The organism is Bradyrhizobium sp. USDA 4449 (assembly GCF_054056275.1).
Genome location: NZ_JBSRYD010000001.1, coordinates 6,296,708 through 6,309,992, shown reverse-complemented (window position 1 = coordinate 6,309,992; position 13,285 = coordinate 6,296,708). Strand labels below are relative to the sequence as shown.

The window sequence follows — 13,285 nt, the reverse complement described above, 5'->3', positions numbered from 1 at the left end:
GGCGCTCTCAACTTGGAGTTCTACGCCACCAGCGCGATCGCGATCGGCATCGTGATCGCCGCCAGGATGGTCTGCAGCGTGATGATCTGCGCCAGCAGCGGCGCGTCGCCGCCCATCTGGCGGGCCAGCACATAGGCACTCGGGGACGTCGGCACCGCCCCGCAGATCGCGATGATCGCGAGGTTGGTGCCCGTGAGCCCAAAGCAGTTGGCGAGCGTTAGTGCGAGCAGCGGCATCACGACCAGCTTGAGCGCCACGCCGAGCGTTGCGCCGAGGCTGGGGCGCAGCAGGCCCTTGAGCTGGAGACCGGCGCCGGTGACGAGCAGGCCGATGGCGAGCGAGGAGCGGCCGAGCGCGTCGGCGACCTCGTGCCAGATCTTTGGTAGCGGCAAATGCACGACATTGATGACCAGGCCGATGGCGCAGGCCCAGATCAGGGGATTGCGGATCACGGTCATCACGATCGCCCGCGCGGATTGCTTCTTGGGCGAAGCGTAATGCGCCAGTACGGCGACGCTGAACACGTTGACCAGCGGGATGATCGCGATCATCGCGACCGAGGCCAGCGCCAGCCCGACGTCGCCGTATAAGTTAGCGGAGACGGATAGCGCCACGTAGGTCTGCCAGCGCGTCGCGCCCTGGAAGATCGAGGTGAAGGCAGGGCCGTCAATGTCGAGGCGGGCCAGGGCAGGGCGGAGCGCGAGGCAGAGCAGCGACATCGCCAGCGCCGACAGCAGCAGCGCACCGCCGACGCCGGCGACCGGCACTCTTGAGAGATCAGCCTTCACCAGCGTCTGGATCAGCAGCATGGGAAACAAGACAAAATAGGTCAGCCGCTCCAGCCCGTGCCATTGCGTATCGAGCCGCATCAGGCTGTGCCGGAGCACGACGCCGAGCACGATGAGGATGAAGACCGGCAGCAGCGCCGCGATCACGGCGGCCATGGATCAGCCCGTCCCCCGGCTGGCGCGCAGATGGGCGAGCCGGTCCAGCGCGCCTTGCAGGATGAAGATGGCGGCGTGCTCGTCGATCACCTCGGCGCGCTTGGCGCGGCTGACATCCATGCCGATCAGCTCGCGCTCGACGGCGGCGGTCGAGAGGCGCTCGTCCCAGAGGCCGATCGGGAGCGTGGTCAGATTGGCCAGATTGCGGGCGAAGGCCCGGGTCGATTGCGCGCGCGGGCCCTCGCTGCCGTCCATGTTGATGGGCAGGCCGAGCACGAAGCCGACCACCTTGCGTTCGGTGGCGATGGCGAGCAGGCGGGCCGCATCCTGCTTGAACTGCTTGCGCTGGATGGTCTCGACGCCGGTCGCGAGCCGCCGGTCCGGATTGGATACGGCAACGCCGATGGTCTTGGTACCGAGGTCGAGCCCGATCAACCCGCCGTGTTCGGGCCAGTGGGTTGCAGCATCGACGAGGGGCAGGATAAGAGCGGGCATGGCACTAGCGCATATCATGCGTCACGCCGTGGAGTGAACCCACAACGATGGATGCACTGACACTATTCGGGCTGTTTGCCGTGATGGCGATGCTGATCACTTATGCCTTCGAAGACCGCAGCCATTGGTTCGTGCTGCTATTCGCAATGTCCTGTGCGCTGGGATCGGCCTACGGATTCCTGCAAGGGGCTTGGCCGTTCGGCCTGGTCGAGGCGATCTGGGCCGTTGTCGCGCTGCGGCGGTGGCGGATCAGGCCGCGATGATGTCGTCGTCCTTGGCCAGGCAGGACAGGAAGCCTTGAAGCGCACTGGTTTGATGACCGGCGCGGCGCTGGACGAACAGCGTCTCGACGCGCCCATGTGACGGGCTCAGCGTATGCATCGTTACGCTGCCGTTCATCGCGCTGCGCTCGATGACCGCACGGGGCAGCAGCGTGACGCCCATGTCGGCGGCGACGCAGCCAATCATGCCGTCGAGCGTGCCGAGCTCGAAGCGCGCTGCTGACGGCCAGCCGAACTCGACGAAGATCTGCTCGAGGCGCTGACGGTAGGTGCAGCCGGTGCGGAACACCAGCGCCGTCGGGCCTGACTCAGGCGTGCCGGCGCGCAGCTCGGCGAGCGAGCCCCAGCGCCGCGCGCTGACCAGCACCAGCTCCTCGCGGAACGCGCTGGTGGCGGTAAGATCATCGTGCGCGATAGGCCCAGCGACGAACGCACCGTCGAGCGTGCCTTCGAGCACACTCGCGACAAGAGCGGCGGTCGGCGACGTGCGAAGGCTGAGGCGCACGGCCGGAAAGCGACGGTGGAAATCGGCAAGCAGCGGCGGCAGCCGCACGGCGGCCGTCGTCTCCATCGAGCCGATCGAAAGTGGCCCCTTCGGCTCGCCGTCGTCGCGGGCGGCGAGGACGGCTTCTCGCGACAAGGCGGCCATTCGTTGCGCATAAGGGAGGAGGCGCTTGCCGGCGCCTGTCAGCGCCATGCCGCGGCTATGGCGTTCGAACAGCGGCGTGCCGATCTCGGCCTCCAGGGCCTTGATGCGCTGGGTGACATTGGATTGCACCGTGTTGAGCTCTTCGGCGGCGCGGGTGATGCCGCCGGTGCGGGCGACAGCGGCGAAGGTCTGGATGTCGCTCAGTTCCATGGCATCGTTTCGCTTTTGCGATGACAGCGTTCGCTACAATTCATTTTTCGAGAATGCTAGTTGGGCTTAATCTTCCTGTCCAGTGCGGGAGACCTCATGTCGATCACTACGCCGCTGACGGAGCTTCTCGGGATAAGGCATCCGATCCTTTCGGCGCCCATGGACATGGTTGCCGGCAGCCGGCTAACCCGCGCCGTCAGCGAGGCGGGAGGGTTCGGCATTCTGGGCGGTGGCTACGGCGATCGGGGGCGGCTACAGGCCGAGACGGCGGAGCTTAGGGGATTTGCACCGTTCGGGATCGGATTCATTACCTGGAGCCTGGCCAAGCAGCCGGACCTTCTCGACATCGCGCTCGATGCGCGCCCGCAGGCAGTCATGCTGTCGTTCGGCGATCCTGCGCCGTTCGCGCCGCGCATCAAGGCGAGCGGCGCGCGATTGATCTGCCAGGTGCAAACCGAGGCGATGGCAAAGCAGGCGCTCGATGCCGGCGCAGAGATTTTGATCGCACAGGGGACGGAGGCGGGTGGCCATGGCGCATCGCGCACCACGGTCGGTATCGTGCCTGATATCGTCGACCTCGCGGCCGGACGTGTGCCGGTCGTGGCGGCTGGCGGGATCGCCGACGGCCGTGGTCTTGCGGCGATGATGATGCTGGGTGCGTCCGGCGTGCTGATCGGCACGCGCTTCTATGCGAGCGTCGAGGCCAATGGCGCAGAGGGCGCGAAGCAGCGCATTCGCACGGCTGACGGCAATGGGACCGTGCGCGGGGTCGTCCCCGACTGGTCGCGAAAACTGTTCTGGCCGGCGCCGTTTACCGCGCGCGCGCTGGTCAACAGCCATATCAAGACCTGGACCGGCCGTGAGATCGAGCTGCTGCAACGCGCGGACGAGATTGCCAAGGACTATGCCGCGGCAAAAATGGCGGGCGATTTCGAAATCGCGGCCGTCTTTGCCGGAGAAGCGGTCGGCCTGATCCACGATATTCCCCCAGCGGCCGAGATCGTCGGACGGATTGCTGCTGAGGCCGAGCAGTTGCTGGCCGGCCAACGCAATTCGATCGCAGCGGCACAGGACTCTTCACCCTCCCTGGAGGGAGAGGGTAAGAACAGACAACCAAGAGAGACACACCATGTGGCCTGACCGTCGACTGATCGACCTCTTCAAGACCGAATTTCCGATCGTGCTGGCGCCGATGGCCGGTGTGATGGATGCCGAACTGGTGATCGCCGTGGCTCAGGGCGGCGGACTTGGCTCGTTGCCGAGCGCGATGCTGTCGCCGGAGAAGGCGCGCGAGCAGGTCAACATCATCCGCCAGCGTGTGAAGGCGCCGGTGAACATGAACTTCTTCTGTCACACGCCGGTCGATCTGACGGCCGGGGCCGAAGCGCGCTGGAAGCAACGGCTCGCTGGTTATTACGCCGAGCATGGCCTCGATCCGGCGGCGCCGATCAACGCCGCGAACCGCGCGCCGTTCGATGCCGCGTTCTGCGAGGTGGTCGAGGAGCTGAAGCCTGAAATCGTCAGCTTTCATTTCGGCCTGCCGGAGCCGACGCTGCTCAAGCGCGTCAAGGCGGCGGGCTGTCTCGTCATCTCATCCGCCACGACGGTGAAGGAAGCGGTCTGGCTCGAACAGCGCGGCGTCGATGCGGTCATTGCGCAGGGCGCCGAAGCCGGAGGCCATCGCGGCATGTTCCTGACCGACAAGATCTCCGAACAGCCCGGGACCTTCGCGCTGGTGCCGCAGGTCGTCGATGCCGTGAAGGTGCCGGTGATCGCTTGCGGAGGCATCGCCGACGGGCGCGGCATTGCCGCGGCCTTCGCACTTGGTGCCTCTGGCGTGCAGATCGGCAGTGCGTATCTGCGCTGTCCGGAGTCCAAGGTGAGCGCAGGCGGCCGCAAGGCGCTCGCTGAGGCGGGCGACGATTCCACCGTCATCACCAATGTCATGACCGGACGTCCGGCGCGCGGTGTCCAGAATCGCCTGATGCGCGAGCTCGGGCCGATCTCGCCGGATGCGCCGCCGTTTCCCCATGCGGCGACCGCGCTGGGACCGCTGAAGGCGGCTGCCGAAAAGCAGGGCAGGGTGGATTTCACCAATCTCTGGGCCGGCCAGGCTGTGGCCCTTGGCCGTGAGGTCCCCGCGGCCGAATTGACCCGGGATTTCGCCAGATCGGCGCTGGCTCGCCTGAAAGCGCTGGCTGGGTAGGTTCCAGCCCCGGTTGCGGCGGAAAACCGGCCTCTGCTATACGGCACATAGGTTTTGCCGTGAGAGGCCTTATATAATGTCCGTCGACGCCGCTACCGTCCGCCGCATCGCGCATCTGGCGCGCATTGCGGTTTCCGAGGACGAGGTTCCGCATCTGCAAGGCGAGCTCAACGCCATGCTCGCTTTCGTCGAGCAGCTTTCGGAGGTCAATGTCGAGGGCGTGGAGCCCATGACCTCGGTCACCCCGATGCAGATGAAGAAGCGGCAAGACGTGGTGAACGACGGCGAGATCGCCGACGATATCGTTGCCAACGCGCCTGAGACCGAAGGTCACTTCTTCCTGGTGCCGAAGGTCGTCGAGTAGCATAGCGTTTTCGAGCGAAGTGGAATCCGGTTCGCGTCAAGAAAACGCGTCAACTAAAGACTCTTAGGACGCCGTGCGATGTGCATGCTTTGCGACGATGAGAAGGCCTATCAGGCCTACATGAACTACCTCGACAAGCTGGAACGGCAGGGTAAGGCTGCCGATCCCAACGTCGCCGTCAATGCCGTGCTCGACGAAATGCAGGCCGCCGCGGATGCGGCCGCCAAAAAAGACGACCCGGCCAACGACAAGACCCTGTCTCCTTTCTTCTGTAGCCCGATCAATAAATGACCGATTTGACATCGCTGACGCTCGCCGAGGCCCGTAAGGGTCTCGCCGACAAGACTTTCACGTCGCTGGAGCTGACCGACGCGCATCTGAGCGCGATCGAGAAAGCGCGCGTGCTCAATGCCTTCGTGATGGAGACGCCGGACCAGGCGCGGGCCATGGCGCGCGAGGCGGACGGCAGGATCGCCAAGGGCGACGCCGGTCCGCTCGCCGGCATCCCGCTCGGCATCAAGGATCTGTTCGCGACCAAGGGGGTGCGCACCACGGCGTGCTCGAAGATCCTCGGCAATTTCGTGCCGACCTATGAGTCGACCGTCACCTCGCAGCTCTGGCGCGACGGCGCCGTCATGCTCGGCAAGCTCAACAATGACGAGTTCGCGATGGGCTCGGCGAACGAGACCTCGTGCTTCGGTCCCGTCGGCAATCCCTGGCGGCGCGAGGGCTCCAACACCACCCTGGTGCCGGGTGGCTCGTCCGGCGGCTCGGCCTCGGCGGTGGCTGCGCTGCTGTGCATGGGCGCGACCGCGACCGACACCGGCGGCTCGATCCGCCAGCCGGCGGCGTTCACCGCAACCGTGGGCATCAAGCCGACTTATGGCCGCTGCTCGCGCTGGGGCATCGTCGCGTTTGCCTCTTCGCTCGACCAGGCCGGTCCAATTGCGCGCAGCGTGCGCGACAGCGCGATGCTGCTGCGCTCGATGGCCGGCCACGATCCGAAGGACACGACTTCGGTCGATATTGCCGTGCCTGATTATGAAGCCGCGATCGGCAAATCCGTGAAGGGCATGAAGATCGGCATTCCCAAGGAGTATCGTCTCGACGGCATGCCGGGCGAGATCGAGAAGCTCTGGAGTGAGGGCGCGGCGTGGCTGAAGGCGGCCGGCGCCGAGCTGGTCGAGGTATCGCTGCCGCACACCAAATACGCGCTGCCGGCCTATTACATCGTGGCGCCGGCGGAGGCCTCCTCCAACCTCGCGCGTTACGACGGCGTCCGCTATGGCCTGCGCGAGCACGGCAAGACCATCACCGAGCTCTACGAGAACACCCGCGCCAAAGGTTTTGGCGCCGAGGTGCGCCGCCGCGTCATGATCGGCACCTATGTGCTCTCGGCCGGCTACTACGACGCCTATTATCTGCGCGCCCAGAAGGTGCGCACGCTGATCAAGAGGGATTTTGAGGATTGCTTCGAGAGGGGTGTGGACGCGATCCTCACCCCGGCGACGCCGTCGGCGGCCTTCGGCATCGGTGAGAAAGGCGGGGCCGATCCCGTCGAGATGTATCTCAACGACATCTTCACGGTCACCGTGAATATGGCGGGCCTGCCGGGCATTGCCGTGCCATCAGGCAAGGACGGTCAGGGCCTGCCTCTCGGCCTGCAACTGATCGGCCGTCCATTCGAGGAGGAGACGTTGTTCTCGCTCGGCGAAGTGATCGAGCAGGCGGCCGGCCGCTTCACGCCCGCGAGGTGGTGGTGAATGTCGCCGGCTTCATCGCAAGCCTCGATGGTGCGGCACCCGCGCCGGAGTTGAGCGCGCCGCTCGCGGGTCTCTGGTGGGCTGCGAAGGGCGACTGGGACCAGGCGCACAGGATCGTTCAGGACGAGAGCAGCCGCGAGGCGGCCTGGGTGCACGCGTATCTGCACCGCGTCGAAGGCGATCTCGGCAATGCCGGGTACTGGTATCGCCAGGCCGGCCAGGTCGCGGCAAAGGATTCATTGGAAGCGGAGTGGGAGCGGATCGCTGCCACGCTGCTCGGGAGCAGGACATGAGCACGGCTACGCACAAGCTTCTCAAGGGCGCCACCGGCGACTGGGAGACGGTCATCGGCATGGAGATCCACGCCCAGGTGACATCCAAATCAAAATTGTTCTCGGGCGCCTCGACTGCGTTCGGTGGTGATCCAAACACCCAAGTGTCGCTGGTCGATGCGGCCATGCCGGGCATGCTGCCTGTGATCAACGAGGAATGCGTCAGGCAGGCTGTCCGGACCGGGCTCGGTCTCAACGCAAAGATCAATCTGCGTTCGGTGTTCGACAGGAAGAACTATTTCTATCCGGACCTGCCGCAGGGCTACCAGATCAGCCAGTACAAGTCGCCGATCGTGGGCGAGGGCGACGTGCTGGTCGAGCTCGACGGTGGCCGCAGCGTCTCCATCGGCATCGAGCGGCTGCATCTGGAGCAGGATCCGGCAAAGATGCAGCACGACAAGCTGCCGTCGCAATCCCTGATCGATCTCAACCGCTGCGGCGTGGCGCTGATGGAGATCGTTTCCAAGCCCGATATCCGCGACGCCGAGCAGGCCAAGGCCTATGTGACCAAGCTGCGCTCGATCATGCGCTATCTCGGCACCTGCGACGGCGACATGGAGAAGGGATCCTTGCGCGCCGACGTCAACGTCTCCGTGCGCAAGCCGGGCGCGCCGCTCGGCACCCGCTGCGAGATCAAGAACCTGAACTCGATCACCTTCATCGGCCAGGCCATCGAGTACGAGGCGCGCCGCCAGATCGAGATTTTGGAGGACGGCGGCAAGATCGATCAGGAAACACGGCTCTACGACCCCAACAAGGGCGAGACGCGCTCACTGCGGTCGAAGGAAGAGGCGCATGACTACCGCTACTTCCCCGATCCGGATCTGCTGCCGCTCGAGTTCTCGCAGAGCTTCGTGGACGAGCTGAAGGCAGCGCTTCCCGAGCTGCCGGACCAGAAGAAGGCGCGTTTTGTCGCCGACTTCGGCCTCTCGGGTTATGATGCGGGCGTGCTGGTGGCCGAGCGCGAGAGCGCTGTGTTCTACGAGACGGTGCTCGACAGGCTCCCCAACCGCGCCCGCGACGGCAAGATGGCGGCGAATTGGGTGATCAACGAACTGTTCGGCCGTCTCAACAAGGAGGGCCGTGATATTACCGACTCTCCTGTGACGTCCGAGCAGCTGGCGGCGATCATCGACCTGATCGGCGAGGGCACGATCTCGGGCAAGATCGCCAAGGATCTGTTCGAGATCGTCTGGCAGGAGGGCGGCGACCCGCGCGCGCTGGTCGAAAGCCGCGGCATGAAGCAGGTCACGGATCTTTCGGCGATCGAAAAGGTTGTCGACGACATCATCGCGGCCAATCCCGACAAGGCTGCGCAGGTGAAGGACAAGCCGCAGTCGCTTGGCTGGTTCGTGGGCCAGGTGATGAAGTCGTCAGGCGGCAAGGCCAACCCGCAGAGCGTCAACGACCTGCTCAAGTCCAAGCTCGGCATCTGACGTCACGCGTTCGGACGAGGTGACGGACGCGCATCGTCACCTCGCTTGACCCCGTGATGCGACGCTCGCGCGCCTCATCTGCGGCAATCATCAGCTGCTCAAAGGCGCGCAGCGCCGCCGAATCGCCACCGCGCGATTCGCGCAAAACGGCGACTTGCACACGCTCCGACGAGCGCTCCCGCCGTTAAGCATGAAAATAATTTCGTTGCCAAAATTCGCGACTCAGAGTCCGCGACTCGCCTCCGCTGCGCGATCGCGAGCTTCGCAGCGTTCATCGTCGCGCTGATCGCGCGAGATGTGCGTGAGCAGAATAATGCTTGCTGCATAGGATATTCCGGCAGTCGCGGCGCTTGCCGACGTCGATGCCGAGAGAAGCATTTGCAATCGTGGACGCGAGTGGCTGCCGACTGGCAAATCAAGCGCGGCTGGCGCACGCGCGCTGCGTCGTCAACACTTCCTTAAGTGAGAAGATGTTTTTTTCGTCGTGTTGGTGTATTTGGGGTGAGCGCACATTCGATCCCCGAATGCGCGCAGCGATTAAAGCCATCTCACACATCGGAGGGCAACATGGCCAAGAAAGCGAAGAAGGCGAAGAAGGCGAAGAAGGCGAAGAGCGCAGTGAAGAAGACTGCGAAGAAGACCCGCAAGGTCGCGAAGAAGAAGTAACTTCGACTTCTGAAGTTGCCGGCTCCTAGCAGCCGGCACGTCATCAGCGCCTCCCAGAGGTTCTGGTCGACGACAGAGGGTGTCGGCGAGACATCAGGTCAACGGTCGGATCGTCAGCTTCGCGGGCCTGCCCGCCAAAGTCCGGTCCGGCAGAAGAAACGAGTTTTCTTCGTTCGGTGCGGTCTCCCTGAACAAGGGCTCCGCAATTCCACACGCGGCCTTCGGGCTCATTTGGAATCTGGTCCTGACGTGTTCGCCGACGCCCTCGTTCCCTGAGGCCGGGGTATTGCCGGCAATCCCTTTCCCGACATTGTTGATCTGACTGCGCCGCCGCTGTGCGTGGCCGGGCTGTCGAGGCTGGGCGCGCCGGCATGATTGTCGCGCGCGCCACCTCCGACATGTGACCGCACGCGGCGTGGCACTGTGCGCGATGGTTATCGATGTCCGAAAATCACAGGGTAAACGCATCCTGAGGAAACGCAGAAGTACCTGCAAATCAGGGACTTCTTGAAATTCTCACGCGCGCGGCGCGGCTTCCCGTTTACGTCTGCTTCATCGCGATACTTAAACTGCCATTCAAATTTGCCCGCCATCATCGCCTCCAACAAGCCGGCAAACGGCATCGGGCAAGAAGCCCTTGGGGATGAGTTGAACAGCGCACGATCCCAGAAGGGATTTTGCACATCAGAGTTGGACGGGAGCCGCGCTCCGGGGATTAGAGGCGGCATAAGAAAAGGGGATGCGTTATGTTTCAGGGTACTTTCGATCTCGATACGGCGACGCCGATCGATGGGACCGCGCTGTCAGACGTTCTGTTCGAGCGCGGACTCTATTGGGCGAGCGGCCGCTCGGGTCTGATCGACCTCGTCGCCGCGCACAAATGGTTCAATCTTGCTGCCCTGAAGGGCCGCCGGGACGCCGTTGCGCTGCGCCAGGAAGTGGCGGGGCAGATGTCGGAGGCCGAGATCGCGACCGCGCAGCGAGAGGCGAGGGCGTGGGCGTCCGCGCACTGAGCGGTTCAGCGCCCCGACCCCCGGGAAACTCGACTTCGACTTGCGGGCTTGGGCTGCGAGCGCCTCTCCTGCGGTTCAAGCCAGCCACGGTCCTAAATCCTCGTGCAGCATCGCCTCGCAGGCGGCCCGCAGCTGGGTGGCGGAGAGGGAGGGATTCGAACCCTCGATACAGCTTGAGACCGTATGACGCTTTAGCAAAGCGTTGCCTTCAGCCACTCGGCCACCTCTCCGGTGCGAGCCTTATGCATCTAATTGCTTGGGCCGGTCAATTTGGAAGCGTGTGTTTTCGCTCGAATATTCCCAACGATTTCCGTCGATGCGGGATTCCCTGACCTTCGGCGGGTTCCCAGACATATAGAGTGTCCGTGACACACGCACGCGGTGGCGCGGGGGGCGGCTGTTTCCCGGCTCGCCGAGCCTTACGGGATTACACATCCCACTCCAGTCCCCGCATTCCCCGATTCGGGTGCTCAGACCTGGAGCTGTGCGTAAGCTGGCCCGGGCACGACCAAACGCGAATTTCGACCGCAAACGAACTTGTCAAAAAAGACAAGTAAAAACAATTGATTAGCGATGCCGCGCGATCACATCTGCGTGTTAATTGTGCAACACCCGTCGAAAAACACGCTTGATAGGCCCGTTCCGGAGCGATCTTTTGTTGTGTGTGCAACGACGTTCAGTTGTTGTGATCAGGCGACGGAGGGGGGCATCCCGAGGTCGTCCCGTTTAGGTCTTTCGCTTAAGTCCCTCGTGTTCCTGCGGGTGTGTCCGAAGACGCGAAGGTGGCCAGGGCGGTGATTTAGAGGGGGTTGGGGAATTGGCCGTCCGGGTCAGTGACCTTCCCTGAAGAGCAACTTGGAGGTTTAACATGAACTTTAAGAGCCTTTTGCTCGGCTCAGTGGCGGGTCTGCTCGCCGTTGGCGGAGCCCAGGCAGCCGACCTTCCGTTGAAGGCAAAGGCCGTCGAATACGTGAAGATCTGCTCGCTGTACGGTGCGGGTTTCTACTACATCCCCGGCACCGACACCTGCATCAAGCTGGGTGGTTACGTCCGCGCGGACATGATCCTCGGCGGCGCTAACGACTACGGCTTCCGGTTTAGCCAGGGCACCTTCAACGGCGGCTCGAACAACCGTCTGACGAACTACTATTACAGCCGCGCTCGTATGGACCTCACGGTCGATACCCGCACCGCAACCGAGTACGGCGTGGTCCGCACCTTCGCCGACATGGTGTTCAGCGTTGACTCCGGAACGGTCTCCGCGAGCAACCCGTCAGCCGCTGCAGGTGGTGCCGCTGGTCTCGGCCTCTACCACGCCTTCATCCAGTTCGCTGGCTTCACCTTCGGTCGCACCGTCTCGATCTTCGATGCGCCGTGGACGGGCTATCCGGCTGGCGGTCCCGACACCATTCCGGGCGGCTCGAACTTCGTCACCGGTGTGAACCAGGCCACCTACACGGCTGACTTCGGCCAGGGCATCACCGCCGCAGTGTCGATCCAGGATCAGACGACGGGCAACGGCGGCGGTCAATCGAACCTGTGGAATGCGACCGGCTTTGCGGCCAGCAGTGCTGTGAACGGCGCAGGCGCCATTGTTACGACTTCGGCTGCTGCGAATGCTGCCGCTGCCCTCATCCAGGGCAACTACGGCACGTACGATTGGGGTGCGAACCGTTCTCCCGACATCGTCGGTCAGGTTCGTGTTGACCAGGCTTGGGGTCTGTTCCAGATCGCGGCTGTCGCGCACGATATCCACAGTGCGTACTACGGTGCGACCGAGGCCACCGACCACCCAGCCGACAAGTGGGGCTGGGCTGTGCAGGGCGCCTTGTCGATCAAGAATATCCCGACCGGTGCGGGTGACTCGATCAACATGCAGGCCGTCTACGCCGACGGTGCGGCTCACTACGTCTTCGGCAACATCTCGTGGCCGCAGAACTTCTCGATGTACAGCGGCACTGGCCTAGCTGGTGCTTACCAGAGCGTTGGTTTCGCTGGTATCACTGACGGCGTCTTCGGCGCCGGCACCGGCATCGAGACGACCAAGGCTTGGGGCTTCCGCGGTGGTTACACCCACAACTGGACCCCGAACTGGGCCAGCGCCATCTACGGTGGCTATGCTCATATGGGCTACGGCAACACGAGCAAGGGCCTGATCTGCGCGAACTTCGCCACGATCGCCGTCGCTGGTTCGACCTGCAACCCGGACTTCAACATCGGCGTGATCGGTGTCAACACCGTCTGGACCCCGGTCAAGAACCTGGCGTTCACGGCTGACCTGAGCTACACGATGCTCGACCAGAAGTACTCGGGCGCCATCAATGCCCCTGCTGTTGCCGCCTTCGCGAAGCCGGCTGCGACCTACGAGCTGAAGGATCAGAACTCGCTGACCATGATGCTCCGCGCTCAGCGCAACTTCTAAGATCAATCATCCGATTGATTGGAGAGCCCCGGCAGGAAACTGCCGGGGTTTTTCTTTGTTGGTGATCCGACGTATGCTGTCCTGGAAGAATTGGCTGCGCTTCTCGGAGGAAGCGGTGCGGGAGTATTCAATCGTGAACAGTCGGATATTTCGGAGGCGGGCGACGATGGACGCGATTCGTGCAAGCCTCGTCGCTGGCGCCACAATCCTCGCTATCGGGCCAGCATCGGCCCAACGGTACGATCCCAATTACCCTGTATGCCTGCAAAGATGGGAGTGGGGCGGCAGCAGCACGATCTACTGCAGCTACGCTTCTTGGGAAGCGTGTAAAGAGGCTGCGCTCGGCTTGCCCGCAATGTGCATGGTCAACCCATATTGGTCCCAGCCGGGTTCAGCCGGCCCCGTCCGCGCACCTCGTGGCCGGGCCGCTCCGGGCAGGACGTGGTGAAAATCGGGACCGGCGTTGCGGCTTTCGCGTAAGCTGATACGCCCTCGGACGGGAGC

The 13,285-nt window shown here is 63.7% G+C and carries 14 protein-coding genes and 1 tRNA gene; 11 read left to right on the top strand and 4 right to left on the bottom strand.

Annotation, left to right across the window (positions count from 1 at the left end):
• Window positions 1-20 precede the first annotated feature (20 nt).
• Both ACVIIW_RS29550 and ruvX read right to left on the bottom strand, forming a co-directional pair.
• The gene (locus ACVIIW_RS29550; RefSeq protein WP_456703937.1) at window positions 21-944 is read right to left on the bottom strand and encodes an AEC family transporter; all 924 of its coding nucleotides are present in this window, start codon (window positions 942-944) and stop codon (window positions 21-23) included.
• 3 nt (window positions 945-947) lie between these two features.
• Complete coding sequence (ruvX, locus tag ACVIIW_RS29545) at window positions 948-1,439, bottom strand: Holliday junction resolvase RuvX (protein ID WP_456703936.1); 492 nt, start codon at window positions 1,437-1,439, stop codon at window positions 948-950.
• A 47-nt stretch (window positions 1,440-1,486) separates the two neighbouring features.
• On the opposite strand from ruvX, the gene ACVIIW_RS29540 reads away from it, so the two are divergent.
• On the top strand, window positions 1,487-1,702 hold the full coding sequence (locus tag ACVIIW_RS29540; protein ID WP_456703935.1) for a hypothetical protein: 216 nt from the start codon (window positions 1,487-1,489) through the stop codon (window positions 1,700-1,702).
• On the opposite strand, the gene ACVIIW_RS29535 is transcribed toward ACVIIW_RS29540, so the two are convergent.
• Window positions 1,689-2,579, bottom strand: coding sequence for a LysR substrate-binding domain-containing protein (locus ACVIIW_RS29535; protein WP_456703934.1), 891 nt, complete (start codon window positions 2,577-2,579; stop codon window positions 1,689-1,691). The two genes, ACVIIW_RS29540 and ACVIIW_RS29535, sit on opposite strands and share 14 nt — an antisense overlap.
• Before the next feature lie 96 nt (window positions 2,580-2,675).
• Here ACVIIW_RS29535 and ACVIIW_RS29530 point away from each other — a divergent pair, with 96 nt between their 5' ends.
• From ACVIIW_RS29530 to ACVIIW_RS29495, 8 genes are all read left to right on the top strand, one after another.
• Window positions 2,676-3,719: an NAD(P)H-dependent flavin oxidoreductase gene (locus tag ACVIIW_RS29530; protein WP_456703933.1), complete on the top strand. Its 1,044-nt coding sequence runs from the start codon at window positions 2,676-2,678 to the stop codon at window positions 3,717-3,719.
• Window positions 3,709-4,785, top strand: a complete 1,077-nt coding sequence (locus ACVIIW_RS29525; RefSeq protein ID WP_456703932.1) for an NAD(P)H-dependent flavin oxidoreductase — start codon at window positions 3,709-3,711, stop codon at window positions 4,783-4,785. The genes ACVIIW_RS29530 and ACVIIW_RS29525 overlap by 11 nt, the downstream gene beginning before the upstream one ends.
• Window positions 4,786-4,861: 76 nt before the next feature.
• Window positions 4,862-5,149, top strand: coding sequence for an Asp-tRNA(Asn)/Glu-tRNA(Gln) amidotransferase subunit GatC (gene gatC / locus ACVIIW_RS29520; RefSeq protein ID WP_456703931.1), 288 nt, complete (start codon window positions 4,862-4,864; stop codon window positions 5,147-5,149).
• 78 nt (window positions 5,150-5,227) lie between these two features.
• Window positions 5,228-5,440: a hypothetical protein gene (locus tag ACVIIW_RS29515; RefSeq protein WP_456703930.1), complete on the top strand. Its 213-nt coding sequence runs from the start codon at window positions 5,228-5,230 to the stop codon at window positions 5,438-5,440.
• Window positions 5,437-6,912, top strand: a complete 1,476-nt coding sequence (gatA, locus tag ACVIIW_RS29510; RefSeq protein WP_456703929.1) for an Asp-tRNA(Asn)/Glu-tRNA(Gln) amidotransferase subunit GatA — start codon at window positions 5,437-5,439, stop codon at window positions 6,910-6,912. Before ACVIIW_RS29515 ends, gatA begins: the two co-directional genes overlap by 4 nt.
• Window positions 6,903-7,205 carry a hypothetical protein gene (locus tag ACVIIW_RS29505; RefSeq protein WP_456703928.1) on the top strand — a complete coding sequence of 101 codons (303 nt, stop codon included), beginning with the start codon at window positions 6,903-6,905 and terminating at the stop codon, window positions 7,203-7,205. Before gatA ends, ACVIIW_RS29505 begins: the two co-directional genes overlap by 10 nt.
• On the top strand, window positions 7,202-8,680 hold the full coding sequence (gatB, locus tag ACVIIW_RS29500; RefSeq protein WP_456703927.1) for an Asp-tRNA(Asn)/Glu-tRNA(Gln) amidotransferase subunit GatB: 1,479 nt from the start codon (window positions 7,202-7,204) through the stop codon (window positions 8,678-8,680). The genes ACVIIW_RS29505 and gatB overlap by 4 nt, the downstream gene beginning before the upstream one ends.
• A gap of 1,412 nt (window positions 8,681-10,092) precedes the next feature.
• Window positions 10,093-10,359, top strand: coding sequence for a hypothetical protein (locus ACVIIW_RS29495; RefSeq protein ID WP_456703926.1), 267 nt, complete (start codon window positions 10,093-10,095; stop codon window positions 10,357-10,359).
• A gap of 137 nt (window positions 10,360-10,496) precedes the next feature.
• Here ACVIIW_RS29495 and ACVIIW_RS29490 read toward each other — a convergent pair.
• Window positions 10,497-10,589 (bottom strand) — tRNA-Ser (locus ACVIIW_RS29490).
• A 638-nt stretch (window positions 10,590-11,227) separates the two neighbouring features.
• On the opposite strand from ACVIIW_RS29490, the gene ACVIIW_RS29485 reads away from it, so the two are divergent.
• On the top strand, window positions 11,228-12,781 hold the full coding sequence (locus ACVIIW_RS29485; RefSeq protein WP_456703925.1) for a porin: 1,554 nt from the start codon (window positions 11,228-11,230) through the stop codon (window positions 12,779-12,781).
• Between the two features lie 73 nt (window positions 12,782-12,854).
• Window positions 12,855-13,229 (top strand): DUF3551 domain-containing protein, encoded by a 375-nt coding sequence (locus ACVIIW_RS29480; protein ID WP_456703924.1) that lies wholly within the window; start codon window positions 12,855-12,857, stop codon window positions 13,227-13,229.
• Window positions 13,230-13,285: the final 56 nt, after the last annotated feature.